General features: G+C 73.3%; 25 protein-coding genes. 16 read left to right on the top strand and 9 right to left on the bottom strand.

Annotated features, from left to right (window positions below):
• Window positions 1–71: 71 nt before the first annotated feature.
• The 3 genes from AB0B85_RS11725 to AB0B85_RS11715 are packed head-to-tail and all read right to left on the bottom strand — an operon-like array spanning window position 72 to window position 3,991.
• The gene (locus AB0B85_RS11725; RefSeq protein WP_357406212.1) at window positions 72–1,850 is read right to left on the bottom strand and encodes an ABC transporter ATP-binding protein; all 1,779 of its coding nucleotides are present in this window, start codon (window positions 1,848–1,850) and stop codon (window positions 72–74) included.
• 49 nt (window positions 1,851–1,899) lie between these two features.
• A complete protein-coding gene (locus AB0B85_RS11720) occupies window positions 1,900–2,988 on the bottom strand; it encodes a zinc-binding alcohol dehydrogenase (RefSeq protein WP_357406211.1) in 1,089 nt (362 codons plus the stop codon).
• Window positions 2,981–3,991, bottom strand: coding sequence for a Gfo/Idh/MocA family oxidoreductase (locus AB0B85_RS11715; RefSeq protein ID WP_357406209.1), 1,011 nt, complete (start codon window positions 3,989–3,991; stop codon window positions 2,981–2,983). The genes AB0B85_RS11720 and AB0B85_RS11715 overlap by 8 nt, the downstream gene beginning before the upstream one ends.
• Window positions 3,992–4,217: 226 nt before the next feature.
• Here AB0B85_RS11715 and AB0B85_RS11710 point away from each other — a divergent pair, with 226 nt between their 5' ends.
• The gene (locus AB0B85_RS11710; RefSeq protein WP_357406428.1) at window positions 4,218–5,201 is read left to right on the top strand and encodes a glucosyl-3-phosphoglycerate synthase; all 984 of its coding nucleotides are present in this window, start codon (window positions 4,218–4,220) and stop codon (window positions 5,199–5,201) included.
• Between the two features lie 79 nt (window positions 5,202–5,280).
• On the top strand, window positions 5,281–6,438 hold the full coding sequence (locus AB0B85_RS11705) for a glycosyltransferase (protein WP_357406207.1): 1,158 nt from the start codon (window positions 5,281–5,283) through the stop codon (window positions 6,436–6,438).
• A gap of 27 nt (window positions 6,439–6,465) precedes the next feature.
• Here the strand turns inward: AB0B85_RS11705 and AB0B85_RS11700 are convergent, their stop codons facing one another.
• Complete coding sequence (locus AB0B85_RS11700) at window positions 6,466–7,938, bottom strand: PLP-dependent aminotransferase family protein (RefSeq protein WP_357406205.1); 1,473 nt, start codon at window positions 7,936–7,938, stop codon at window positions 6,466–6,468.
• Between the two features lie 62 nt (window positions 7,939–8,000).
• Here AB0B85_RS11700 and AB0B85_RS11695 point away from each other — a divergent pair, with 62 nt between their 5' ends.
• On the top strand, window positions 8,001–8,612 hold the full coding sequence (locus AB0B85_RS11695; protein ID WP_357406203.1) for a LysE family translocator: 612 nt from the start codon (window positions 8,001–8,003) through the stop codon (window positions 8,610–8,612).
• A 7-nt stretch (window positions 8,613–8,619) separates the two neighbouring features.
• Complete coding sequence (locus AB0B85_RS11690; protein WP_357406201.1) at window positions 8,620–9,360, top strand: phenylalanine--tRNA ligase beta subunit-related protein; 741 nt, start codon at window positions 8,620–8,622, stop codon at window positions 9,358–9,360.
• Here the strand turns inward: AB0B85_RS11690 and AB0B85_RS11685 are convergent.
• On the bottom strand, window positions 9,333–9,935 hold the full coding sequence (locus AB0B85_RS11685; protein WP_357406199.1) for an MBL fold metallo-hydrolase: 603 nt from the start codon (window positions 9,933–9,935) through the stop codon (window positions 9,333–9,335). The two genes, AB0B85_RS11690 and AB0B85_RS11685, sit on opposite strands and share 28 nt — an antisense overlap.
• Window positions 9,936–10,346: 411 nt before the next feature.
• Between AB0B85_RS11685 and AB0B85_RS11680 the strand changes: the two genes are divergently transcribed.
• The 3 genes from AB0B85_RS11680 to AB0B85_RS11670 all read left to right on the top strand — a co-directional run bounded on the left by AB0B85_RS11680 (window position 10,347) and on the right by AB0B85_RS11670 (window position 12,732).
• The gene (locus tag AB0B85_RS11680; protein WP_357406197.1) at window positions 10,347–11,414 is read left to right on the top strand and encodes a DUF5919 domain-containing protein; all 1,068 of its coding nucleotides are present in this window, start codon (window positions 10,347–10,349) and stop codon (window positions 11,412–11,414) included.
• 80 nt (window positions 11,415–11,494) lie between these two features.
• Window positions 11,495–12,382: a pentapeptide repeat-containing protein gene (locus AB0B85_RS11675; protein ID WP_357406195.1), complete on the top strand. Its 888-nt coding sequence runs from the start codon at window positions 11,495–11,497 to the stop codon at window positions 12,380–12,382.
• A gap of 113 nt (window positions 12,383–12,495) precedes the next feature.
• The gene (locus tag AB0B85_RS11670) at window positions 12,496–12,732 is read left to right on the top strand and encodes a preprotein translocase YidC (protein WP_357406193.1); all 237 of its coding nucleotides are present in this window, start codon (window positions 12,496–12,498) and stop codon (window positions 12,730–12,732) included.
• Between the two features lie 7 nt (window positions 12,733–12,739).
• Here AB0B85_RS11670 and rnhA read toward each other — a convergent pair whose 3' ends face one another.
• Window positions 12,740–13,213 (bottom strand): ribonuclease HI, encoded by a 474-nt coding sequence (gene rnhA / locus AB0B85_RS11665; protein ID WP_357406191.1) that lies wholly within the window; start codon window positions 13,211–13,213, stop codon window positions 12,740–12,742.
• 92 nt (window positions 13,214–13,305) lie between these two features.
• Entirely contained in the window at window positions 13,306–14,550 is a 1,245-nt protein-coding gene (locus AB0B85_RS11660; protein ID WP_357406188.1) for a lycopene cyclase family protein, read from the bottom strand.
• Between the two features lie 190 nt (window positions 14,551–14,740).
• Between AB0B85_RS11660 and AB0B85_RS11655 the strand changes: the two genes are divergently transcribed.
• The 7 genes from AB0B85_RS11655 (at window position 14,741) to AB0B85_RS11625 (ending at window position 20,074) form a co-directional block, all read left to right on the top strand.
• The gene (locus AB0B85_RS11655; protein ID WP_357406187.1) at window positions 14,741–15,565 is read left to right on the top strand and encodes a metalloregulator ArsR/SmtB family transcription factor; all 825 of its coding nucleotides are present in this window, start codon (window positions 14,741–14,743) and stop codon (window positions 15,563–15,565) included.
• 294 nt (window positions 15,566–15,859) lie between these two features.
• Window positions 15,860–16,345: a hypothetical protein gene (locus tag AB0B85_RS11650; RefSeq protein WP_357406185.1), complete on the top strand. Its 486-nt coding sequence runs from the start codon at window positions 15,860–15,862 to the stop codon at window positions 16,343–16,345.
• A gap of 89 nt (window positions 16,346–16,434) precedes the next feature.
• Complete coding sequence (locus tag AB0B85_RS11645; RefSeq protein ID WP_357406183.1) at window positions 16,435–17,046, top strand: class F sortase; 612 nt, start codon at window positions 16,435–16,437, stop codon at window positions 17,044–17,046.
• A gap of 109 nt (window positions 17,047–17,155) precedes the next feature.
• Window positions 17,156–18,256 carry a magnesium and cobalt transport protein CorA gene (locus AB0B85_RS11640; protein WP_357406181.1) on the top strand — a complete coding sequence of 367 codons (1,101 nt, stop codon included), beginning with the start codon at window positions 17,156–17,158 and terminating at the stop codon, window positions 18,254–18,256.
• A 50-nt stretch (window positions 18,257–18,306) separates the two neighbouring features.
• Window positions 18,307–19,080 carry an SGNH/GDSL hydrolase family protein gene (locus AB0B85_RS11635; RefSeq protein WP_357406426.1) on the top strand — a complete coding sequence of 258 codons (774 nt, stop codon included), beginning with the start codon at window positions 18,307–18,309 and terminating at the stop codon, window positions 19,078–19,080.
• A gap of 44 nt (window positions 19,081–19,124) precedes the next feature.
• Window positions 19,125–19,544 carry a YchJ family protein gene (locus AB0B85_RS11630; protein WP_357406179.1) on the top strand — a complete coding sequence of 140 codons (420 nt, stop codon included), beginning with the start codon at window positions 19,125–19,127 and terminating at the stop codon, window positions 19,542–19,544.
• Between the two features lie 143 nt (window positions 19,545–19,687).
• Complete coding sequence (locus AB0B85_RS11625) at window positions 19,688–20,074, top strand: VOC family protein (RefSeq protein ID WP_357406177.1); 387 nt, start codon at window positions 19,688–19,690, stop codon at window positions 20,072–20,074.
• Between the two features lie 41 nt (window positions 20,075–20,115).
• Here AB0B85_RS11625 and AB0B85_RS11620 read toward each other — a convergent pair whose 3' ends face one another.
• On the bottom strand, window positions 20,116–21,387 hold the full coding sequence (locus AB0B85_RS11620) for an MFS transporter (RefSeq protein ID WP_357406175.1): 1,272 nt from the start codon (window positions 21,385–21,387) through the stop codon (window positions 20,116–20,118).
• Window positions 21,388–21,608: 221 nt separating this feature from the next.
• Window positions 21,609–22,754, bottom strand: coding sequence for a hypothetical protein (locus AB0B85_RS11615; protein ID WP_357406173.1), 1,146 nt, complete (start codon window positions 22,752–22,754; stop codon window positions 21,609–21,611).
• Window positions 22,755–22,965: 211 nt separating this feature from the next.
• Between AB0B85_RS11615 and AB0B85_RS11610 the strand changes: the two genes are divergently transcribed.
• Window positions 22,966–24,096, top strand: coding sequence for an N-acetylmuramoyl-L-alanine amidase (locus tag AB0B85_RS11610; protein ID WP_357406171.1), 1,131 nt, complete (start codon window positions 22,966–22,968; stop codon window positions 24,094–24,096).
• Between the two features lie 90 nt (window positions 24,097–24,186).
• Entirely contained in the window at window positions 24,187–25,761 is a 1,575-nt protein-coding gene (locus AB0B85_RS11605; RefSeq protein ID WP_357406169.1) for an FMN-binding glutamate synthase family protein, read from the top strand.
• Window positions 25,762–25,810: the final 49 nt, after the last annotated feature.

Genomic DNA, 25,810 nt, shown 5'->3' with positions numbered 1-25,810 from the left:
CGGCAACGGTACGCGATTCCGAGCGGCTTGCGCGGCCCGGCCGCCGGCAAGTTGACAGCGATCCGCCGGCGTCAGCCGACCAGCAGCTGATGGGCTGCGAGTTCCCGGTACAACGGATCGGTGGCGGTCAGCTCGGCGTGGGTGCCGACCGCCACCACCCGACCGCCGTCGAGGACGACGATCTGGTCGGCGTCGACAACTGTGGCGAGCCGGTGCGCCACGATCAGCAGGGTCCGGCGGACGGCCACCGCGTCGATGGCGCGGCGCAGCGCGACCTCGTTGCGCGAGTCGAGGTTGCTTGTCGGCTCGTCGAGCAGCAGCACCGGCGGGCTGGCGAGCAACGCGCGGGCGATGGCCAACCGCTGCCGCTCACCCCCGGAGAGCAGCACGCCGCCCTCGCCCACCTGGACGTCCAGGCCCTCGGCGGTGCGGGTCACCAGGTGGCTCAGGTTGACCTCGTGCAGGACCTCGCGCAGCCGCTCGTCGGTGGCGTCCGGGGTGGTGATCAGGAGGTTCTCCCGCAGCGTGCCGGCCAGCACCGGGGCCTCCTGCTCCACGTAGCCGAGCCGGGCCCGCAGCGCGTCACGGGGCAGGTCCCGCACGTCGCTGCCGTCGATCCGGACCGCCCCGGCGCTCACCTCGTAGAAGCGCTCGACCAACGCGAGCAGCGTCGACTTGCCGGCGCCCGAGGGCCCCACCAGCGCGGTCCGGGTGCCGGCGGGCACCGCGAAGCTGACCTCGCGCAGCACCGGCTCGCCGCCCGGGTAGCCGAACCCCACCCGGTCGAATTCGATCATCGGGGTGGGGCCGCGCGGGGTCGCCGTCGCACCGGCCGGCGCCGGCTCGTCCGCCGCGCCCTCCGCCGGCACGGCCAGGATCTCCTCGATCCGCTGCAGGGCGCCCAGGCCGGACTGCAACTGGGTGTACGCCCGCAGCACCTGGGCCAGCGGCAGGGCCAGGAAGAACAGGTACATGACGAAGGCGACCAGGTCACCCACGGTGATCGCCCCGGCGGCCACCCGGGCGCCGCCGATCCCGAGCACCAGCAGGAAGGCGCCCTGCACGGTGAGCGAGCCGATCGGCCCGACCACCGACTGCACCCGGGCCACCCGCAGCCCCGCCGCGTACGCCTCGCGGGCGCTGCCGGTGACGGTTTCGGTCTCGCGGGCCTCGGCCCGGCTGGCCCGGATGGTCCGGGCCGCCGAGATGGCCCGCTCCACCGCCGAGGTCATCTCGCCGATCCGCTCCTGGGCGGTGCGGGCCAACGCCCGGACCCGCCGGGCGAAGGTGGCCGCGAAGCCCAACCCCAGCACCACCCCGAACACTGTGACGCCGAACAGCAGCGGGTCGAGCAGCACCATCGCGGTCGCGGCACCGACCACCATCACCGTCCCGGTGACGGTCTCGAAGAGCCCGGCGGTGACGACCGCTCGCAACAGGGTGGTGTCCGAGCCGACCCGGGAGAGCAGGTCGCCGGTGCGCCGGCGGTCGTACTCGGCGATGGGCAACCGCAGCAGGTGCCCGGCCAGCCGCCGCCGGGTGCCCAGCACCAGCCCTTCGGCGGTGCGTTGCAGGAGGTAGTCGCGCAGCCCGCCGATCGCCGCCGCGAGCACCACGAGGGCCACCAGCACCGCCACCAGGTCGGCGACCGGATGGTCGGCGCTGATCCGGTCGAGCACCGACCGGGTGAGCAACGGTTGGGCCAACGACGCCGCCGCGCCGACAAGCGACAACACACCCACCACGGCCAGGGTGCCGCGATGCTCCCGCAGGTACGGCAGCAGCGCGGTCAGTCCGACCGGCCGGCCGTGCGACATGTCGTCGGCCGGCCGGCCGTGCGAGGTGCTCATCCCGCGAACGGTAGCCGGCCCGATCACCCCGCGGGCCCGCCTGGACAGGTCAGCCGGACAACACCACCTGTAGCTCCTGGCGGCGCCGGTCGGCCAGGTCGGTGAGCAGGCTCGGTGCCTGGTCGAACGGCACCACCGCGGAGACCAGGTGCTTACGGATCACGTCGCCGTAGGTCCGGAGCAGGTCGACGGTTTCGGCGGAGAGCCGCTCCCGGTCCCAGGTGGGGGCCAGTCCGCGCGGCACCCGGCCGATCTGCGCGCAGCGCAGCGACAGGCCGTTGTGGTGGAACTCCTCACCGAGCCGGACCGCGTCCGCCCCGCCCTGGTAGAACGCCAGGTCGATGACGGCGCCCTGGGGCCGCAGCAGCCGCAGGGCGAGCTGCAACGCCCACGCCTGCCCGCGGCACTGGAACACCACGTCGGCGCCCCGGTCGCCGGCGGTGTGCGCCCACCGGGTCTTGAGCACGACCGCCGGGTCGTCCGCGTCCGGGTCGAGGGTTTCCAGACCGAGCGCCTCGGCGACCTGTCGGCGGTGCGGGGTGGGATCGAGCACCACCACCGAGGCAGCGCCGTTGCGTTTGGCGAACAGCGCCGTCAGCAGCGCCACCACGCCCGCCCCGACCACCGCGACCCGGCGGCCGCGTACCCCGTCGCCGAGCGCGCGGACGTCGCCGCCGTGCAGGTCGGCGGCGGCGTGCAGCAGACCGTTCGCGCAGATCGGGCCCATGTGCGCGACGTAGACGCCGAGCAGCGGGTCGAGGTCGTCGGGCAGCGCCACGAACCGCTCGGCGACCGGGTCGGCCAGCCAGCCGGTGCGGTGCCCGTAGGTCATGGCGCCGACAGTGCCCACCGCGACCGCCGGGGTGTCGCTCTCGACCACCCGGCCGACCTGCATGTAACCCAGCCGGGTCACCGGGTACGGCGTGCTCGCCGCGCCCGGTTGGAACAGCCCCAGGTCGGCGTTCCAGGTGACGTTGAGGTAGGGGTTGGTGCCCTTGACGTAGCTCAACTCGGTGCCGGCCGAGACACCGCTGAACAGCGTCTCGACCCGGAACGTGCCGGGGCGCAGCGGCTCGGCGTCCTGCTCGACGATCTCCACGCGACCGGGCGCGGTGACTGTGACAACGCGATCACGCATCGACCGTCACCCCGCTGGTGAGCGGCGCCGGCTCGACGGGCGCGCTGAGCCGCACCGTCGTGCCGGTGCGGGCCGAGTCGGCGACGGCGAGGGCCACCCGCTGGGTCGCGAGGGCCTCGGCGTACGGGACGCGCACGTCGTCGCCGATGCCCCGCACGGCGTCGACGAAGGCACGGTCCACCGCCACCCGGGCGGCCTCCGGGTCGGCGGGGACGTGGCGTTCCCCGTCGGCGTCGCGGATCGTCAGGCCGTCCTCGCTCAGCGCGAGGGCCAGCCCGTCGGCGAAGATCTCCAACCCGGCGCGGTGCTTCCAGCCGAGCACGCAGGTGGCGCTGAGCGTGCCGACCGCCCCGTCGGCGAAGCGCAGGACGGCGGTGGTCACCGAGTCGATGTCGGCGCCGTCGACCGGCGGCGGGGTGCCGTTTCCGTACGCGGTGACCTCGGTGACCTCGCCGACCAGCACGCGGATCAGGTCGAGCACGTGGGCGGCCTGCTCGACCACCGGGCCGCCGGAGCGGTCCCGTCGCGACCACCACGGCACCGGGGGCACCTTGTCCAGCCAGGTGCCGCTGACCATTCGCACCGGACGGTCGGCGAGCAGGTCGCGGACCTCGTCGAGCACCGTCGAATAACGCCAGTGGTGGCCGACGGCGGTGCGCAGCCCACTGCGCGCGACCAGGTCGGCGATCCGCTCGGCGGTGTTCAGCTCGGCGGAGACGGGCTTTTCCACGAACATCGGCAGCCCGGCCTCGATCACCGCCTCCTCGGCGGGACCGTGCGCGAACGGCGGCACGCAGACGTACACCGCGTCCAGGCCGCTGGCCAGAAGTTCGGCGACGTCGGCGCAGGCCTGCCCGCCGTGCTGCGCGGCCAGCGCGGACGCCGCCTCCGGCGCGACGTCGGTCACCCCGACCAACTCGACGTCGTCGAAGCCGGCCAGCACCCGGGCGTGACGTTGCGCCACTCCCCCGGCTCCGATCAGACCCACCCGGCATTCCTGCATTCGGCACCCCTTTGAAGACCTTTCATGAGCGATGGGAGCAGTCCCCTGGGGTGTGCGCAATCAAACGTTCATCCCCCGGGAACGCTGAGATGTCACCGTTGTGATCAAGCTGTTGCCGAGAAAGCGGTTAGCGCGTGCTGAGGAATGGGAACAACCAAATTCGGTTTTTCCACGCACGAACGGAGGGGTGCCCGTGCGGGATGAGACATCGAACGTGTCACCGGTGGTGGAGGCCTGGGCCACCTACCGGACGACGTCGGCGGGGGACTGGCCGGCGCGTCGACTGGTGCGTGCCAAGGGCGACACCCGGGTGAGCGTCGTACTGCCGGCGCGCAACGAGGAGGCCACCGTCGGCGCCATCGTGTCGACAATCCGGGAACACCTGATGGATCGGGTCGCCCTGGTGGACGAGCTGATCGTTGTGGATTCGCGGTCGAGCGACAGGACCGCGCAGGTGGCCCGCGCCGCCGGCGCGGAGGTGGTCAGCCAGGACGCGATGACCCGGGGGCTGCCCCGACTCACCGGCAAGGGCGACGCGCTCTGGGCCGGTCTGGCCGCCGCCGAGGGCGACGTGGTGGCGTTCATCGACGCCGACCTGCGGGAGTTCCGGCCGCACTTCGTCAGCGGGCTGCTCGGTCCGTTGCTCACCGACCCGTCCGTCGACTTCGTCAAGGGCTTCTACCACCGGCCGCTGGTGGGCACCTCCAGTGTGGAGCAGGACGGCGGTGGCCGGGTGACCGAGCTGATGGCCCGCCCGCTGCTCAACCTGTTCTGGCCCGAACTGGCCGGCTTCGTGCAGCCGCTCGCCGGCGAGTACGCGGGCCGCCGGGACGTGCTGGCCCGGGTGCCGTTCGTCTCCGGGTACGGGGTGGAGACGGCCATGATGATCGACCTGTTGGACCTGGTCGGCCTGGACGCGATGGCGCAGGTCGACCTCGGCGAGCGCAAGCACCGGCACCAGGACACGGCGGCCCTCGGCCGGATGTCCGCCCAGATCATGTTGACCGCCTGGTCCCGCCTGCAACGGCGCGGCTGGGCCACCCCCGGGCTGGCGCCGGAGGCGTTGCTCACCCAGTTCCGGCGCGGTGGCTCCGACACGCTGCCCAACCTCGACCGGGAGATCGTGGTCAGCGACGTGTCCATCGAGGAACGGCCACCACTTGACGAGCTACGCCACCGGGTGCCCCGTCGCCGGGTGGCCGCCGCGTGAGCGCGAGGAGTGAGCCGATCTTGCGAGCCCCGCAGTCGCGAACCGGAGGCACCGCGACCGGCAGAGAGGGACGGGCCCGATGAGCCTGACCGTGTTGATGAACGCCGGCCCGTGGTTGGCCGTGCCGCCGCCCGGTTACGGCGGCATCGAGAACGTGATCGCCACGCTGGTGCCGGAGCTGCGGCGACTCGGCGTACGGGTGGTGCTCGCCTCGGTGGGCAGCAGCACCCTGCCGGTGGACGAACGGGTGTCGGTGTTCGCCGACGGGCAGTTCGCCTCGTTGCAGCGGCCGTACAACCAGGTCTGCGGGATCGCCCAGGCGCACCTGGCCGGGGTGGTGCGGGAGTTGCACTCGCGCGACGACATCGACCTCGTGCACGACCACGTGGAGGCGGTCGGCCTGGCCACTCTCGCGGCGATGGGACCGGCCGGGCCGCCGACCCTGCACACCCTGCACTGGGACCTGGCCAAGCACCCGGCGCTCTACGGCAGCCTGGACGGCGGCGACCGGGTCCGGGTGAACGGCGTCTCCGCGTCGCAACTGGCCCGCGCTCCGCTGGCGTTGCGGGAGCACTCGGTGGGGCACGTGCACCTGTCCACCCCGCTCGCCGTCGACGCCGACCGGCGACCGCGACCGGAGAAGGGCGAGCACCTGCTCATCCTGGGCCGGATCAACCCGGGCAAGGGGCAGGACGTGGGTGCCCGACTCGCGCATCGCGTCGGTTTCCCGCTGGTCCTGGCGGGGCCGGTCGGGCCGTACCATCGGCCCGCCGATCTCGCCGCGGCCGGCGACGAGGCCCGACAGAACCCGGACGTGCGGTTCTTCCTCGACGAGGTGGCGCCGCACGTCGACGGCGACCTGGTCCGCTGGGTCGGCACCGTGGCCGGTCAGGAGCGCGACGACCTGCTCGCCAGCGCCCGCGCGTCGCTGTTCCCGCTGCGCTGGGAGGAGCCGGGCGGCACGGCCGTCGTCGAGTCGTTGGCCCTTGGCACACCTGTGGTGGCCACGGCCCGGGGTTGTCTGCCGGAGCTGATCGAACACGGCCGCACCGGGCTGCTCAGCGCCGACGAGGAGGAGTTGGGCGACCTCGTCCGCTCGGCCGAGTTGCTCGACCCCGACGAGTGCCGGCGGGTCGCCGCGCAGCGGTTCACCCCCGCGGTGATGGCGCAGCGCTACGTCGAGTTGTACGAGCGGGTCCGTCAGCTGGCCAGCGCGCCGCGGCTGCTTCCCGCCTGACCAGCCCAGCGCTGGTGCTCGACGGTCCTAGCCGGCGGTGAGCACGGCGGCGACAGCGGCCACGCCGTCCTCGATCTCGGTCGTGGTACGGGCCGCGTAGCCGAGCACGAGACCTGGCGGGTAGGGCCGTTGGCAGTGCCAGGACAGCGGTTGCACCTTCACCCCCCGCGCCAACGTCGCCGCGGCCAGGTCGGTGTCCACCACGGCGTCGTCCAAGGTGATCATCAGGTGCAGGCCGGCGGCGGCGCCGTGCACAGTCGCCGACGGCAACGCTCGGGCCAGCGCGGCGATCATGGCGTCCCGCCGACGGATGTGTCGGCGGCGCAACAGGCGCAGGTGCCGCTCGAAGGCCCCGGAGGTCATCAGCTCGGCGAGCACCAGTTGCGGTAGCACAGCGTTGCCCAGGTCGGCGTTGCGCTTGGCGGTCACCACCGCCTCGCGCAGCCGCGGCGGCACGAGCAGCCAGCCGACCCGCAGGGCGGGGGCGAGCAGTTTGGAGACGCTGCCGGCGTAGCAGACCTGCTCGGGCAGCAGGCCACGCAGCGCCGGCACCGGTGAACGGTCGTAGCGGTGCTCGGCGTCGTAGTCGTCCTCGATGATCAGGCCGCCGGTTCGCGCCCAGGCGACGAGTTGGCGGCGGCGGTCACCGTCGAGCACCACACCGGTCGGGAACTGGTGCGCGGGGGTGAGCATCACCGCGGCCAGCCCGCTGGCGGCCAACTCGTCGACCCGTAGCCCGCCGTCGTCGACGGTGATCGGCGGGGTGTCCATCCGCCAGTTGTTCAGGTGCTGACGCACGCCGAGCGAACCCGGGTCCTCGACCCCGATCCGGTCGACGCCGACGGCGGTGAGTGCCTGGGCGAGCAGCCCGAGCGCCTGGGAGACGCCGGCCACGATGATCACCTCGGCGGGGTCGACGCTGATGCCGCGGTTGCGGGCCAACCAGGCGGCGACGGCCTGGCGCAGCGCCGGCGCACCGCACGGATCGCCGTAGCCGAGGTCGGCCGCGGCGAGGCGGCGCAGCACGCTCCGCTCGGCGCGCAGCCAGTCGGTGCGGGGAAAGGCGGTCAGGTCGGGTACGCCGGGCGTCAGGTCGATGGTCGCGCTCGCCGCGCGTACCGCGTCGAAGATGTCGGTGCCCGGAGCCGACGGGAACAGTGCGGCCGGGGGCGGCACGGCGGCCGGGGCGGTTGCCGGCGCGGTCGGCGCGGCGACGACAACGGTGCCCGCCCGGCCCCGGCCCGCCACCTGCCCCTCCTCGGTCAACCGCTGGTACGCCTCGGTGACCACGCCCCGCGACACGCCGAGGTCGGCGGCGAGCACCCGGGTCGGCGGCAGCCGCGCACCGGCCGGCACCCGCCCGTCGGCGATGGCCTGACGCAACCGGTTGGTCAGCCAGTCGGCCCGCCCGCCCGGCGGCGCGTCGGCGATGGTCAGGTGCAGAAAGTCCGATCCCGCCGTTATGGACCTGTCGGATGCCCTCGGTTTGGCCCTGCTCATCGGACCATCTTGGCAGCAGAGTGGATCCGGTACCGCCCCACCACACCGGCCGGAGGACGACAGTGACCATTGCCTTCCTGGTCACCACGCTGGTCGTGGTGGTCACCCCCGGCACCGGGGTGTTCTTCACCCTCTCCGCCGGGCTGTCCCGGGGGGCCCGCGCCGGCGTGGTCGCCGCGTTCGCCTGCACGCTCGGCACGCTGCCGCACCTGCTGGCGGCGATGACCGGGCTGGCCGCGCTGTTGCAGACCAGCGCCGTGGCCTTCGACATCGTCAGGTATCTCGGGGTCGGCTACCTGCTCTATCTGGCCTGGTCCATCGCCCGCGACCGCGACGCCTTCACGGCCACTACCGATCCCGCGCCCCGCTCGGCGCTCCGGGTGATCATCTCAGGCGTGGTGGTCAACCTGCTGAACCCGAAGCCGACGCTGTTCTTCGTCGCGTTCCTGCCCCAGTTCGTCGGCGCCAGCACCGTCGGCTCGACCCGGGCGATGCTCGCCTGCGGCGCGGTGTTCATGCTGCTCACCTTCGTGGTGTTCAGCGGCTACGGCATCTTCGCGGCCCGGGTGCGGGACCGGGTGCTGACCCGACCCCGCGTCACCGACTGGCTGCGGCGATCCGTCGCCGGCACGTTCGTCGCGCTCGGCGTGACCCTCGCCCTCACCCAACGATAGGAGTGCCGTGCAGTTCGAGCATTCGGCGCAGCTGCGCGCCGCGTACCCCGATCTGGTCGCTGGTGTGGTCCACGCGACAGGCATCACCGCCACCGCCGACGTGACACGGCGGACGGCCGAGCACCTGGCCGCCGCCCGCAGCCGGCTGGCCGGCGGGCCGGAGAGCGGGTTCCCGGAGATCCAGGCGTGGCGGCGGGCGTACGCGGCGATGGGGTTGCCGCCCACCCGGTACCGGTGCGCGGCGGAGGCGTTGCTGCGTCGGCTGCGCCTGGACGGTGAGTTGCCCCGGCTCCACCCGCTTGTCGACCTCTGCAACGCCGTCTCGGCCGCGTACGCCACCCCGATCGCCGCGCTCGACCTGGACCGGATCGACGGTGACCTGGTGGTCCGGCCCGCGCACGGCGACGAGGAATACCACACCTTCGCCGGCGGCACCGAACATCCCGAGCCGGGCGAGGTGACCTTCACCGACGCCGCCGGACGGGCCCACGCCCGACGCTGGACGAACCGGCAGAGCGGTTGGTCCGCCGTACGGGCCAACACGTCGTCGGTGCTGATCGTCGCCGAGGCGCTGCACGCCGGGGCGCTACCGACAATGACCCGCCTGGTCGCCACGCTGGTGCGGGAGGTGACCGACGGGTGGTCCGCGCCGACGGCAAGCGCGGTGCTGACCGCCGCCGCGCCCCGCTTCAACGCCATCAGCACCGGTGGTGGCGTCGGTCAGGCGGTGTCGCCGGGGCGGAGGTGACGGTAGCCGGGGATCGTCTCACCGAACCAGCCGGCGACGCTGTCCAGGCCGCGCTCGTTGAGCTGCGCGTCGTGGATCGGGTACGCGGCGTCGGCGCCCACTGCGGCGGCGAACCGGATCGCCTCGTCGAGGCGCAGCCAGGACCCCTGGGCCGGGACGAGCACCGTGTGCACCGGCTCGTCGGGCACGTGCAGCGCGTCGCCGGGGTGGTAGAGCCCGTCGCCGATCAGGTAGCCGAGGTTGGGGCAGTCCGGCTGGCCCCCGTGGATGGTGGCGTGCCGGCCGCCGTGGGCGCTTACCTCGATGCCGGCCGCCGTGAAGCGTTGCCCGGCGCGAACCCGGGTGACCGGCAGCGGGGCGAGGTCCGGCAGTCGGGCACCGGCCGGGGCGTACACGGGGACGCCCCGGCCGGCCAGGCGCAGCACGTCGACGTGGTCGGTGTGCTCGTGGGTGACAAGGACGGCGTCCGCGCCGACGAGGGCGGCCGGCTCGCTCCACGTCCCCGGGTCGACGACGAGCACCCCGCCGTCGTGCTCGATCCGGACGCAGGCGTGCGTGAATCGGGTGATCCGCATCCGACGACGGTACGCGACCCGAGGCGATCGGGTCGGCCCGGCCGAGGTGGTCACGCGGGGTGCCCGGGCGGGACCCGAACCGCCCCGGGGTCGCCGTGCCTCGGTCTGGAACCTGGTCAGCGCCGCTCGCCAGCGGCCGTGCGCAGGATGTGGAGGAACTGCGCGGCGAACACCGCCAGCGCGGACCAGCGACCAGGCCGACCGCATGGTGCCCTCGTCGGTCACGGCGTCGACGAAGAAGTCGTGCTGGCCGGCGAACCGGTGGTGGTAGTACGCACGGATGCGCTGGATCCGCCACAGGCCCAACTGTCGGTCCCATTCGGGACAGCGAGCGGCAAAGCCGGCACGTATCCTCCGCATTCTGGTGCTTTGTGGGCGCCGGTGGGCCGGCCGTCGACGGGAGGGGACCGGATGCCCGAGTGGGCTGGTCGGGGTGGGCGGCAACGACGGGCCTTCGGCGTCGGTGGGGCACTGCTCGGGATCGCCGTCGTCATGCTGGTCGGCGCCTGGCGCAGCACCGGTTTCCTCAGCGACCTGCTGCTCAACCTCGGTGCCAGCGTCGTGCTCGCGGCCATCTCGTACGTCATCTTCGACCCGCTGTTCGAGGAGGCCCGCAAGGCGCGGGTGCAGGAGCACCTGAGCTTCGACCAGCAGGCGTTCGTGACCCGGCTGCACCGCTCCGGCCGCCGGGTGCGCATCCTCGACACCTGGACGATCCTGCTTGAGCAGCGACACCGCGAGGAGACCCTGAGCGCGATCCGGGCGGCGCTCGGCAACGGCGCCCAGGTGCAGCTGCTGCTGCTCGATCCGGACTGCACCGCCGCGCAGCAACGCTCGGAGGAGCTGGAACGCCAGCGGGTGGATGTGCCCCGGCAGATCCGCACCAACCTGCGCCACCTGGCCGCCTTCGCCGAAGCCCTCGACTCCCGGCTGCGGCAGCGCCTCCAGGTCCGGCTCTACGACGCGTCCCCGTCGATCCAGCTCTACCAGTGGGACGGGCGGGCGTTGATCTCGTTCTTCCCGATCGGGAAGCTGTCGTTCAACGTCCCCCAGCTCGAGGTGGACATGGACAGCCCGTGGGGCGGGTTCGTGCACGCCCGGTTCGAGGAGCTGTGGGAGCACGAACAGGCGACCCTGGACCTGGACCGGTACTGGTCGGTCCTTGTCACGCTGCGCCACGACGACTCGGACGTGGTCGAGGTGCGCGTGCCGTACGTGCTGGTGGACGGGCAGCACTACGTCGACTGCCGTGGGTTCCGGGTGACCGGGCCGTTGACCGTGCGAGCCATGCTGCCGCCCCGCTCGCCCGGGGCGTCGCCCGCGGTGTTCGCGCTCGCGGAGCCCGCCGACGGCGACCACACACCTGTCGACGTCGTGAAACGGCACTTCGACCAGAAGTACGGGCACGACGACGGGGATCGGGCGATCCACCGGTTGGTGCCGCCACCGGGCGGTGCTCGCCCCCCGGCGGCCAGCTAGCGCGGTGCACCCGCCGGGACCGGTCGGCCCGACGCACGGGACAATTGTGGTCCCATCCCGAACCGCGGAGGACCACCCACGTGTCGCCAAGCACCACACCGTCGCCCGGGTCGACGCCCCTGCGGGCCGACTGCGGACGCTGCTTCGGCCTGTGCTGCGTGGTGCCCGCGTTCGCCCGATCGGCGGACTTCGCCATCGACAAGCCGGCCGGGCGGGCCTGCCCGAACCTGCGCCCGGACCACCGCTGCGGCATCCACACCGAGCTGCGGCAACGCGGCTTCCCCGGCTGCACCGTGTTCGACTGCTTCGGGGCGGGGCAGCAGGTCGCCCAGGTCACCTTCGGCGGGCGGGACTGGCGGGACGCGCCGGAGACGCTGCCGGCCATGGCGGAGGCGTTCGCGGTGCTACGGCCCCTGCACGAACTGCTCTGGTACGTCACCGAGGCGCTGGCGCTACACCCCCCGGCCGACCTGCGCGAGGAACTGACCCGCGCCCGCGCCGAGACGGCGGCACTCACCGAGGGTGACCCCGCGCAGCTGCGCACCGTGGACGTCGCCGCGCACCGGGACCGGGTCAACCCGCTGCTGTCGCAGGCCAGCGCCGCGGCCCGCTCCCCCGGCGGCGCCGACCACCGGGGCGCGCACCTGCCCGGCGTCGACCTGCGCCGGGCCGACCTGCGCCGGGCCAACCTGCGCGGGGCGCTGCTGATCGGCGCCGACCTGCGGGGCGTCGACCTGAGCCAGGCCGACGTCACCGGCGCGGACCTGCGCGGGGCCGACCTGCGCGGCGCGGACCTGCGGCGCACCCTCTTCCTGCACCAGACCCAGCTGGACGCCGCCCGGGGCGACACGCGCACCGGCCTGCCGCAGCCGCTCACCCGGCCGGCGCACTGGACGACGCTGCCGCTCACCCCGGTCCGCCAGCGGTCGCGTTCCGGTGCCCCTGCGCGGCGCGACCGACGACGCTGAACACGGCGAGTCGGGCACGCGCGACGACACCCCCACACCGGGCGCGAGGTTTCGGCCGCGGCGACGCCGGGTAGCCAGCGCCGACGCGAACCGGCATCGACGGGGGGCACGGCGTGAGCTACCGAAATCGCCAGGGTGAGCAGCCGGGCAACCCGCAGCACAGCGAGGACGAGGCCGGCCAGGTGCCACTGGTGCAGGTCGAGGCGGACACCGAGGTGCCCGCACCGCCGGACACCGACGTCCGGCCGGACATCGTGACCGAACCCGACAACTCGGGTGTCGTCGGCGGTTCGTCCGGCAGCAGCGGCGGCGGGTCAAGCATGCCGGGGCACCCGGACGCGACCCGCTGACCCAAGCTCAGCGGCTGGTCAGCGCCGCCCGCGCCTCGGTCATGCCCTTGTTGGCCAGCCCGTCGGCCCGCTCGTTCTCCGGATGCCCGTTGTGCCCCTTGACCCACAGCCAGGTGACCTCGTGCCGTGCACAGGCCGCCTCCAGCCGCTGCCACAGGTCGGCGTTCTTCACCGGCTGCTTCGCGGCGGTCCGCCAACCGTTGCGCTTCCAGGACGCCAGCCAACTGGTGATGCCGTTGCGCACGTACGTGCTGTCGGTGTGCAGCTCGACGGTGACCGGCCGATTCAGGCTCTCCAACGCCTGGATGGCCGCCATCAGCTCCATCCGGTTGTTGGTGGTGGGCGTGGCCTCGCCGCCGCACAGCTCCCGCTCGTGGTCGCCGTAGCGCAGCAGCGCACCCCAACCACCCGGGCCGGGGTTGCCGCTGCACGCCCCGTCGGTCCAGATCTGTACGCCCCTGCCGGCCGCCGCGTCCACCATGCCCGGCAACCTACCGGGCGCTGAGCGCCCCCTGACCGCACGGGTGGCCGGCACGCCGAGGCGGCACCGCGCAGCAGTCGACGCCGGTCCGGTCAGCCGCGGTCCGGGCTCCGCGCCCCGCCGACCACGGCGGGCGGGATGGCCGGCGCGGGCCGGGTGGGGCGGGTCCGATCGCGGACGCGGTGCACGGCGTCGCCGGCGGTAGCGACGATCATCGGCAACAGCCGGGTGGAATTCATGATCGCGACCTCCTCGGCCGGGGTGGTCCGACCGTCGAGGAAACGCAACACCCGCTCGGCCGGGTTGCGGTCGAAGAGCCGGTCGAAGAACTCGGGGCCGCCCACCCCGCCCCGGTCCAGCGCCCGCAGCGCCACCGCGTCCATCCAGCGATGCCGGCGCGGGTACGCCGCCTGCGGCACCGGCGGTCGGCCCGCCGCGAGGGCGCGGGCCACCTGGTCGGCCTGGCGGTACATGGCGGAGAAGGTGAAGCCGGTGGAGGGGCGGGTCGCGCCACCGGCAGTGCCGAGCCGGACCACCCGGGGGGTGGGGCGGGCCGGGAACGGCGCGTCGGTCATCGGGATCACCCCGTTCTCCACCTCGCGCACCCGCAGCCCGGCCGGGTCGAGCCCGAGCAGGTCCCGGTAGCCGGCCAGCGCCGTGTCGTACCCGGCGTCGGTGAGCAGGTCCGGCGAGAACTCGGTGTACTCGACAAGGGCGTAGCGGTCACTCACCGGCAGCACGTACCCGAAGGAGACGCCCCGGGGCGGCTGCGGGGTGCGGAAGTCCATCAACACCGCGCGGGCCGGGTCGAACACCGGGCGGTCGGCCTCCAGCCACCATCCCCGGAAGTGCTGCAACCAGGTGGTCCGCCCCGCTCGGGCCGGTGGACGGGGGCGCGAGTCGAGCACCCAGCCGGCCCGTACGGTGCGCCCGTCGCCGGTCCGCACCAGCACGCGGGTGCCGTCGTCGCGCACGGTGTCGGCGGGCGCGACGATCCGGGTGGCGTCGAGCCGACGCTCGGCTGCGGCAGCCTGGTCGTAGACCGGGCCGGAGCGGAGCATGGCGTACCGCAGCGGGGTGAGGTCCAGGACCCGACGCCGGACCGCCGTGGCCACCTCGACCTGCTGCCAGCTCGCGCTGAGCAGCGGGTCCAGGTCGGTGTCGGGCTGGCCCCAGAACGCCCAGGTGCGGTCCTGACCGCGTCGGCGCACCGGGTCGACGACGGCGATGCGCAGGCCGCGAACGCCGTGCCGGTCCAGCGCGGCGAGCAGCAACGACGCCGCGCCGCCACCACCGAGCAACGCGAGGTCGACATCGAGCGGCGCGGAATCGGTCACCGCCCCACGCTGTCACACCGCCGCGCCCGCTCGCGCGTCGCCACCCGACGACGGTGCCCCGGGGTGGGAGTCGGTCGCGGCTGCCCGCGCTCGGCGTCGTCCAGAGGCGCCACCGCGACAGGTTGACAGGCAACCGTATGGTTGCCTACGTTGACATGCAACCACATGGTTGCCTGTTGACGGAGGGTCGATGGACGACGTTTTCCGGGCGCTCGCCGATCCCAGCCGGCGTCGACTGCTCGACCGGCTCAACGAACGCAACGGCCAGACCCTGCGCGAGCTCTGCGACGGGCTGGCGACGAGTCGACAGGCGGTCAGCAAGCACCTCTCGGCGCTGGAGGCGGCGCAGCTCGTCACGAGCGTTCGGCGTGGCCGGGAAAAGGTGCACTACCTGAACGCCGCGCCGATCAACGCCATCGCCGACAGATGGCTCAGCCGCTACGACCGCGAGCGAGCCGCCGCGCTCGCCGACCTGAGCACCGCATTGGAGCGACAGTCCATGGAGAGTCAGGCATTCGTCTACACCACCTACGTCAGGACCACCCCGCAGCGGCTCTGGGCCGCGCTCACCGAACCGGCCTTCACCCGCCGCTACTGGGGCGGCGCCGCGATGGCGTCCGACTGGCAGGTCGGCTCCCCGGTGCTGTGGCAGGACTCGCCGGACGACGAGCCCCGCGACCTCGGTCAGCGGGTGCTCGTCGCCGAGCCGTACCGGCGCCTCTCGTACAGTTGGCACGGCTTCCAGCCCGAGCACGCCGAGCACTTCGGCTGGTCACCCGAGGACCTGGCCGCCCGGCTCGCCGAGCGTCGGTCGAAGGTGACCTTCGAGATCGAGCCACACGGCGACACTGCCGTCCGGCTGACCGTCATCCACGACGACTTCTCCCCCGACAGCGAGATGCGGCGGGCGATCAGCGGCCAACTCGACGGCAGCGGCGGCTGGCCGGAGCTGCTGGCCGACCTCAAGACCCTGCTGGAGACCGGCGAGCCGATCCTCGCCCAGCCCGCCGGCTGACCTGTCACGCCCACCGGATCGCGGACAGCCGACGCCATACCTCGCCATCGACCCAACGGCGACAGCCCGGGCAGCGGGGACGTCGATCGGAGCACCGGTGCCGCTCGGGCCGTCCGGGCCTTTGCGCAGCTCTCCCGGCCTTCGGGTGGACACGTGACGGCAACGAGGATTTCTCATTTTCACCTGATCGAGGACCCAACCACCTAGTGTTGGGCACACCGGTGCTAGTCACGGAGTTGGCCACCCGAACGACGTCCCACGCAGTCAGCGGACGAAAAGTGAGGGAAGACGCGTATGAAGGTCTCAACAGCACTCTGCTCGGCGGCGCTCGGCGTGGGCCTCGGCACGCTCCTGCTGCCAGGCGCCGCACTGGCCGACACCACTGTGTCACCGGCCACCACTCCGGTCGGTGGGACCGTCGTGCTCACCGCGACGACCTGCAACCCGAAGTCGGGTGACGCCCTCTTCCGGGTCACCGGGCCCAACCGCGACCAGAACGTCCGATCCACCACGGCCGCCGCCGGCGGCGGACTGAGCGCCGAACTCTTCACCGCCGGGTTCACCCTGGGCACCTACACGGTGGCGGCGACCTGCGGCGACGGCAGCTCGGCCGGCACCGCCACGTTCACCGTCACCCCGATCGGCGGCGCACCGGCCGGCTCCGGCGGCGACAGCCGCGACACCGGCACGCTGGCCGCCGGTGGCACCCTGCTCGGCACCGCCCTCGCCGGCGCGGTGGTCCTGATCCGCCGGCGGCGTCCGGCGTCCACTGTCGCCTGATCGGCGACTGCTCCATCCCTGAGGACGGGTGCCCGTGCCGGCGACACCGGCGCGGGCACCCCGACGACGCCCAACGGAGGTGTGCCCACGTGTGGTGGCGGCGGACCCTACCGGCGGTGGTGGCCCTGCTCGGCGTGAGCGGGCTCGGGCTGATCACCGTCGGCCTCACCGCCGACCCGACGCGGCCACCGCCCCCGCCGGCCGACGCGCCGCGCCGCACCCGCCCCGCACCGGACCTGGCGCCGCTGCCCCGCGCCGCGCCGGTCCGGGTGCAGATCACCGCCATCGACGTCCGCGCCGAGGTCGTCCCGGTCGGTGCCGACGCGGCCGGGGTGCTCGAGGTGCCGCCACTGGACCGGCCCACAGTCGCCGGCTGGTACCGGCACGGGGTCAGCCCCGGCGAAACCGGCAACGCCGTCCTGGTGGGACACGTCGACTCCCCCGCCGGACCGGCGGTCTTCTTCGACCTCGGTCGGCTACGCGCCGGCGAACAGATCCAGGTCACCCGCGCCGACGCGCAGGTCGCCACGTTCACCGTGGACGACGTCCGCGCGTACCCGAAGGAGCACTTTCCCAGCACCCTCGTCTACGGCCCGGCGGCCACCGCCGGGCTGCGCCTGATCACCTGCGGCGGCCGGTTCGACGCCACTACCGGCAACTACGTCGACAACGTCGTCGTCTTCGCCACCCGCACCGGCTGAGCACCGTCGCCCGACTGTCGGACGTCGGACCCGGCTCGGCAGAATGCGGTGACACCATCCCCGCGGGCACCGTGACCGGGGCGGTGCGCGGGCGACGGGGAGGCACGCGGTGGATCAGCGACCGGTACGGGACCGGGCGGGTCGAGGCGTACGCGCCCTGGCCCGTCGACTGCTCGGCCGGGTCGAGGGCGACTCCCCCACCCCGCGCCGGTCCAACCCGGACGCGGTGGTCGACTGTGCCGTCTACGTCAACGGTCGGCGCGAGCCCGGTCGACCGCACTACGCCGACGCGTACGCCCAGGCCCGGCACGCGCGCAACGCCTTCGTGTGGCTGGGCCTGCACGACCCGGGACCGGCCGTGCTCGCCGCTGTGGGCCGGACCTTCGGCCTCGACGAGCTGACCGTCGAGCAGGCGCTCGCCGACGGGCACCGGCCCACTGTGCAGCGGCACGGGTCGGTCACCCTGCTGGTGCTGCGCACCGCCGGGTACGTGGAACACGACGAGCTGACCGACACCTCCGAGGTGATCGACACCGGGGACGTGATGGTGCTGCTCGGCGACCGGTTCGCCATCACCGTGCGGCACGGCGCGGCCGGGGCGCTGCGCAGCGTCCGTGCCGACATCGAGCGCCGCCCCGCGCTGCTGGCCGCCGGGCCCTGGGCGGTGGCGTACGCGGTCTGCGCCCGGATGGTCGACTCCTACCTGGAGGTGGCCGGGCACGTGGAGCGGGATCTGGAACGGGTCGAGGAGGCGGTGTTCGCCCGCGACCGCAGCGCCGACATCCAGCACATCTACCAGCTCAAACGGGAGGTGGTGGAGTTCAAACGGGCGGTGTTGCCGTTGCAGGCGCCGATGCGGACGCTGCTCGACCCCGAGGGCCCACCACGCGCCCTGCACCGCTGGTTCGTCGACGTGGACGGCCGGCTGAGCCGGGCCGTCGACCGGGTCGCCGCGTACGACGACCTGCTCACCTCGATCGTGCAGTCCCGGTTGGCGCAGCTCGCCGTCGAACAGAACAACGACATGCGCAAGATCGCGGCGTGGGCGGCCATCGCCGCCACCCAGACCGGCATCGCCGGCATCTACGGCATGAACTTCGACCACATGCCCGAGTTGGCCTGGCGCTACGGCTACGCCGGTGCCATCTGCCTGATGGCCGTGGTCGCCCTGGGCCTGTACCGGCTGTTCCGGCGCTCGGGTTGGCTCTGACGCCGCGGGCGTGCGGCACCGGGCGGGCAGCGGCTAATCTCGCAGCCGTGATGTGGCAGCGGTACGTGGCGATCGGCGACAGCACCACCGAAGGGCTCGACGACCCGGACGAGGCGGGCGGCTACCGGGGCTGGGCCGACCGGTTCGCGCTGGCGGTGGCCGAGGCACAGGGCGGCGGGCTGGACTACGCGAACCTGGCCATCCGGGGCCGGACCACCGCGCAGATCCGGGCCGAGCAGCTGCAACCCGCCCTCGACCTCGCACCCGACCTGGCCACAGTGGTCGCCGGCATGAACGACGTGCTGCGCCCCTCGTTCGACGCGGAGCAGGTCGCGGGAGACGTGGAGGCGATGCAGCGGGCGCTCGTCGGGCAGGGCGCCACCGTGCTGACGTTCACGATGCCGGACCCCGCCACGGTGATGCCCCTGGCCCGGCCACTGCGGGGCCGGATGCTCGCGCTCAACGAGGCGATGCGCGCCGCCACCGCGCGGACCGGGGCGTCCCTTGTCGACCTGGGTGCCCTCCCGGTCGCCTCCGATCCCCGGCTGTGGAGCGACGACCGGCTGCACGCCAACAGCGCCGGGCACGAGCGGATCGCCGCCGCGCTGGCGTACACCGTCGGGCTGCCCGGGTTCGACGACTCCTGGAAGGCCTCGTTGCCGCCGGCGCCGCCGCGCCGCCGCGGGGAGGTGCTCGGCGCCGAGCTGGCCTGGACCCGCCGGCACCTGCTGCCCTGGCTGGTCCGGCACCTGCGCGGCAGGTCGTCCGGGGACGACCGGGTCGCGAAGCGGCCGGTGCCCCTGCCGGTGGCGTTGGGCCGGTGACGGCCGGCCGCCGGGGCCGCTCGGCGGTGCGGCAGGATGGCGGCGTGGGCAAGCGTGCGGGACGACGACGGGCGGGCGCGACGACACCGCCGGCCTGCCCGTGCGGCTCCGGCCAGGCGTACGCCGCCTGTTGCGCGCCCGTGCACGCCGGCGACGCGCAGGCACCGACCGCCGAGGCGTTGATGCGCTCCCGGTTCAGCGCCTTCGCCCTGGGCGACACCGGTTACCTGCTGCGCAGCTGGCACTCCTCGACCCGGCCGGAGGACCTTGAGCTGAGCCCGGCACAGCGGTGGACCCGACTGGAGATCATCGACACCGAGCGGGGTGGCCTGCTCGACACCGCCGGCACCGTGACGTTCCACGCCCACTACCGGGACGCGGGCCGCCCCGGCACGATCATCGAACGCAGCAGGTTCGTCCGCGAGGACGGCCGATGGGTCTACCTCGACGGCGACGTGGCCTGATCCCGCGCCGGTGGCCGAGTCTGCCCCGTAGGATGACAGTGGCGTCGTCCTACGCCCGCACCCCTTCCGGCGCTCACGCCGCCGGCCGCGCGGAGGCGAAGGGGGGCCTGGAGCCCTCGGGACGAGTCGAACGGAGACCACCGATGACCATGACGTTCATCAACCTGCCGGTGCGCGACCTGACCACCGCCGCCGAGTTCTACCAGGCGCTCGGCTTCACCAGCGACCAGACCGGGCCGGAGGGCGACACCATGGCGCTCACCGTCTCCGACACCACCCGGCTGATGCTGCACCTCCGCTCGGCCTTCGAGACGTACACCGGGGTCGCCACCACGGACACGGCAACAAGCCGGGAGGTCATCGTCGGCCTGTCGGCCCGGAGCAGGGAGCAGGTCGACGAGCTTGTCGACAGGGCCGTGGTCGCCGGCGGGGAGTCGCTCGGGTCGGGGATCGTCAACGGGCCGATGTACATGCGCGGCTTCCGCGACCTTGACGGCCACCAGTGGTCGTTCCTGCACCTGGCCGGCTGAGTGAGGGCCCGGCGGCGGCCACACCGCCGCCGGGCGCCGGGTCAGCCGGGGTCGCGTGCCAGGCTCGCGGTGCTGCCGCTGGGCACTGCCGCGCCGCGCCGGCGGCGGGTCAGCAGCACCACCGCCACCACGAGGTACGCCCCGGCGGTCAGCGCGAACGCCACCGCGTTGCCGGCCGCCGTGGCGAGCAGGCCGTAGCCGGCGTACGTCACGATGACCAGCACGTCGGTGGCCATCCCGGCCAGGGAGGTGACGGTGGCGCGGCTGGTGCCGGTGACCCGGGCCTGGAGCCGCGCGTCGGCAAGCACGGTGGCCAACTGCGCCGCGCCGAAGGCCACCGCGAGCAGCACGAACCCCGCCGGGTGCCGGAGCAGGGCCCCTGCGGCCAGCGCGACGCCGACCAGCCCCGGCAGCGCGGCGTACCCTCGACTGCCCAGCCGCTCTCCCGCCGGGGCGAGCAGCCCGCCGACTGTCACCCCGGCCCAGAGCAGCAGGAGCAGCAGGGGCACCGCCTGCGCCCCGACGCCGGTGTCCAGGGCCAGCAGCGGCGTGTACTCGTCCAGGGCACCCCAGTCGGCAGCGACAACGGCCACCAGCAGCACGGCGTTCCGTACCGGCGCACGGGTGCGGACCTGCGCCACCGCCGCCCGCAGCGTGTCCCACCACCCCAGGTTTCCGTCATCGTCGTCCAGCTCGGACGTTTGTCGGGTCGACCCGGTGGCTGGCGTGCGGTGCTCCGGAAACCGGGTGGCGACGATGCTGGCCAGCAGGCAGGCGAGCACGCTGGCCGCGCCGACCGCCGGGTACCCGCCGGCCGCGAGCACCGGGCCGGCGAGCACCCCGGAGAGCACCACGCCCAGCACACCCGCCGTCCGCGCCCGGCCGAGCACCCGGGCGTAGCGGCCGGTCGCGCCGAGCCGGTCCAGTTCGGTCCAGACCAACGCCTCCTGGGCACCGGAGACCAGTGCGCCACCCGCGCCCCAGAGCAGGAAACCGACGGCGAATGCCGGGTACGACGGCACCAGCACCCAGAGCGCGAACCCGGCGGCGGCCACCAGCGGGCCGAGGCACAGCAGCAGCCGTCGGGACACCACGTCGGCCCACGCACCGGAGGGCACCTCGAACAGGATGCCGGCCACCGACCAGATGACGAAGAGCGACGAGATCTGCCCCACCGACAGTCCGCTGTCGATGAAGAACACCACGTACAGCGGGTAGAGCAGCACGAGGTCACTGAGGAACGCGTACCCGTAGAGGGTGGTCGTCAGCCGGCGGACCGCCGGGTCGGGCACGCGGGTGGCGCTGGGGATCATTTGGCCTTCCCGTGGGAGTGGAGACGGACACCGGACGTGCGGTGCCCGTGGCGGCCCACGGTTTCGGCCGACGCTGCTGGATCAATGTCGCCAGGTCATGCCCGCGATGCTAGACAACCGGCGCGGCCACGGCCAGCGCTTTCGACGTGCCGGGCGAGCGGGGCGGGCAACGCGAGGCGGGACGGGATCAGATCGATCCCGCCCCGCCCCGTACTGCTGCGTCAGCGCCGGTCCACCGGCGGAATGACTGTGGTGGTCTCACTGTCGTCGCTGGCCCGCTGCCCGGGCACCGCGGGATCGGTGCCGCCCCGGACCACCTGGGTCGCGTCGGGGTCGACACCGGTGCCCACCGCCTGCGTGACGTCCGAGTCGGCCGAGCCCCTGACCACCTGGGTCGTGTCGTCGGTCGCGGCGGGCCGGGCCGGCGTCGGCGTCGTGTCGCCGGCGCCGCGACCGACCGGCTGGGTGACGTCGGAGCTGACCGGGAAGTGGACGACCTGGGTGGCCTCCGGGTCGGCGGGCCGGGTCACCACCTGGGTGGTGTCGGCGTCGGCGGGCCGGGTCACCACCTGGGTGGTGTCGGCGTCGGCGGGCCGGGTCACCACCTGGGTGGCCTCCGCGCCACCGGTGGTGGCCGACCGGCGGGCCAGCTCGGCCTCGGCGTCGCGGCGACCGGCCCGGTACGCGTGGGTGTGCTCGGCGATCAGCCGCGACTCCTGCTCGGCGCGGGTCAGCCACGACTCCCAGCGACTCTGCATCGGACGGATCAGGCCGCCGCCGACACCGACGACGAGGATGCCGCCGATCGTGGCCAGCACGGCGATCAGCACGGGCGTGGTGACCGCGGTGGCCACCCCGATCTGGTTCAGCGCGGCGATGACGCCGAGGCCGAGGATGAACACCGAGGCGATGGTGGCCAGCACCCGGCCGTAGGACAGCCCGCCGAGCGCGCCGCTGATGATGTCCTTCACCGCGTTGGCGATGGCGGCGGCGACCACGACGATGACGATCGCGACGAAGGCCCGGGGCAACCACGAGATCACCGCGGCGAGCAGGTCGGAGATCGGGTTCGGCCCCCAGATGCCGAAGGCGAGCTGAAGGGTGAACAGCAGCACCGCGTAGTAGACGAGCTTCGCGACGATGTCGCTGGCGTCGTACCGGGATCGGCTCAACGCGCGGCGGATGCCGCCGCGTTCGACGGCGCGGTCGAAGCCCACCCGTTCCAGGACCTTCTCCACGATCTTCAGGACGGCCTTGGCGATCAGCCAACCAGCCACCAGGATCGCCAGGAACGCGACGGCCTTGGGCAGGAAGAGCATCACCGAACGGAGGGCGTCGCCCACCGCGTCGCTGACGTTGTCACTCATCTGGTCATTCCTTTACGCGCAGCCGGGGATGGTCAGTCCCCGACCTACCCCCGAGCCGACGTGGGGAAACGCCAGCCACTGCCGGCCCGATCAGCTGGATCACGGACCGGGACCCCTAGCGCGCGGGCAAGCCCTGGCAATATCCTCCGGGATACGTGCGGCCACTGGAGCTACTTTTCATCCCCCGCCGTCGGCCGCAGGAGGAGACACGATGCACGTCGACAATTCCGAAGTGGACCGGCGGACGCTGCTGCGCGCTGGTCTCGGCGCCGCCACGGTCGCCGTCGTCGGAAGCGAACTCGCCTTCCCCGGGGCGGCCCAGGCCGCCCCCGGCACCGACCTCGACTGGATCATCAGCTGCGACGAGTGGGCCGCCCGCCCGCCGAAGGACCCGCTGTCGGTGAGCGCCATCGCCACCAACAAGATCATCGTGCACCACATGGCGTTCCCGAACGTCACCGACTACTCCCGCGAGCAGGCGGTCAAGCTGGCCCACGACTGCCAGGACCTGCACATGGACGGCAACGGGTGGTCGGACACCGGCCAGCACTTCACGGTGAGCCGCGGCGGCTACGTGCTGGAGGGCCGTCGGGGCAGCCTGGAGCGCCTCGAAGCCGGCGACCGGCAGATGATCTCGGCGCACTGCCCGGGCGAGAACGGCCGGGCCATCGGCATCGAGAACGAGGGCACCTACGTCACCGAGACGCCGCCGAAGGCGCTTACCGACTCCCTGGTGAAGCTCTGCGTCGCGGTCTGCCGGCAGTACGGGCTGCACGCGTTCGACATCTTCGGCCACTGGGACTTCCGCACCACCGAGTGCCCGGGCGCCGCCTTCTACCGCCAGTTCCCGGACCTGCGGCGGCGGGTGCACGCCGCCCTCGGCACCACGCTCGGTGACGTGCCCGCGCGTCGCTGGCCGGACCTCTGGCGCTTCGTCAACTCCCCCTCCGTCCGGGTGGTGCAGCACCTGCTCGTCCACCGGGGCTACACGGTGACGGTCAGCGGCACGTTCGACGCCGCGACAGTGGCGGCCGTGCAGGACTGGCAGGCCCGCAACGGCATTGCGGTGGACGTGGACGCGACCCTCACCCCGCCGACCTGGGAGACCCTCGCGCCGGAGCTGGACCAGCACGCCACCGGTGCGCCGGTCACGGCAGTGCAGGAAATCCTCGCCACCAAGGGGTACGCGGTCACCGTCACCGGGGCGTACGACCACGCCACCCGGGCCGCCGTGCAGGACCTTCAGGCGCTGCACGGGCTGCCGCGCAACGGCAAGCTCAGCACGAGCACGTGGTGCACCATCGTCGGCGGGTCGGTCCGCGAGTCGTACCGGCACCGCTGAGCCTCGCCGGTGGCGGTGCGGGGCCGCCCCGCACCGCCACCAGCCAGCTCGCCGGTTTGATCCACGGGCCCGGCGGAAAGAGTCCTCGGTATGAGATGGGCCCGTCGAGCCGTACCCGCCGCTGCCGCCGCTGTCGCGGCGCTCGCCGCGCGGGATCTGATCCAGCGCGACCACGCGTTGCTGCGCAACTTTCCGGTGCTCGGCCGCGCCCGTTACCTGCTGGAGGCGATCGGGCCGGAGCTGCGGCAGTACATCGTGGCCGGCAACGACGAGGAACGCCCGTTCACCCGCGACCAGCGCCGCTGGGTGTACGCGTCGGCCAAGCAGGAGAACAACTACTTCGGCTTCGGCACTGACAACGACATCGAGCACACCCGCGGTTACCCGATCATCAAGCACCGCACGTTCGGCCGGGCGGTGCCGCCGTCGACCCCGACCGCCGGACACGACGTGCGGCTGCCCTGCGCGAAGGTGCTCGGCGCGGCCCGGGGGCGAGCCCGCGCCTTCCGCCCGGAGTCGGTGGTCAACATCTCCGGGATGAGCTTCGGCTCGCTCTCCGGCAATGCCGTCACCGCGTTGAACAAGGGGGCCGCGCTCGCCGGCTGTCTACAGAACACCGGCGAGGGCGGCCTGTCGCCGTACCACCGCAACGGCGGCGACCTGGTCTTCCAGCTGGGCACCGCGTACTTCGGCTGCCGGGACGAGCACGGCCGGTTCAGCCTGGAGCGGCTGAAGGACCTGGTCGCCGGCGCACCCGTACGGGCATTGGAGATCAAGCTGAGCCAGGGCGCCAAGCCGAGCCTCGGTGGGCTGCTGCCCGGGGCGAAGGTGTCCGCCGAGATCGCCGCCACCCGGGGCATCCCGGCTGGTCAGGACTGCGTCAGCCCGTCCCGGCACGCCGAGTTCTCCGACTGTGACAGCCTGCTCGACTGGGTGGAGTTGCTGGCCACCGAGACGGGCCTGCCGGTCGGCATCAAGTCGGCGGTCGGTGACCTGGACTTCTGGCGGGAGCTGGCGGACCTGATGCGCGACACCGGCCGGGGCGTGGACTTCGTGACGATCGACGGCGGCGAGGGTGGCACCGGCGCCGCGCCGCTGATCTTCAGCGACTCCGTGTCGCTCCCGTTCCAGCAGGGCTTCTCCCGGGTCTACAAGATCTTCGCCGAGCGGGACCTGCACGAGCGGGTGGTCTTCGCCGGCGGCGGCAAGCTCGGCCTGCCGGACAACGCCGTCGTGGCGTTCGCGCTCGGCTGCGACCTGGTCAACGTGGGTCGGGAGGCGATGCTGGCGATCGGCTGTATCCAGGCCCAGAAGTGCCACACCGACACCTGTCCCACCGGGGTGGCGACGCAGAACGCCTGGCTGGCACGGGGCCTGGACCCGGCGTCGAAGTCGGTCCGGGCGGCCAACTACCTGCGGACCCTGCGCCGCGACCTGACCAAGGTCGCCGAGGCCTGCGGCGTGGAGCACCCCGGCCTGATCGGCACCGACGCCGTGGAGATCCTGGACGGCCGCACCGGCTCCACCCCACTGCACGAGGTGTACGGCTACCAGCCGCACTGGGGTCTGCCCTCGGCAGCCGACCAGGCGACGATCGTGCGCCTGATGACGCCGCAGGCACCGCAGGGCGGCAGCGCCCCACCCTCGGCCACCGCCGTCGGCTGACCCACGCCCGACCCGGCCCGCACGGCGTTCGGCGGGATAAACGCGTGGA

The sequence above is a fragment of the Micromonospora sp. NPDC049044 genome (assembly GCF_040649215.1).
GTDB lineage: Bacteria > Actinomycetota > Actinomycetes > Mycobacteriales > Micromonosporaceae > Micromonospora.
This window is presented reverse-complemented; position numbering and strand designations above follow the sequence as displayed.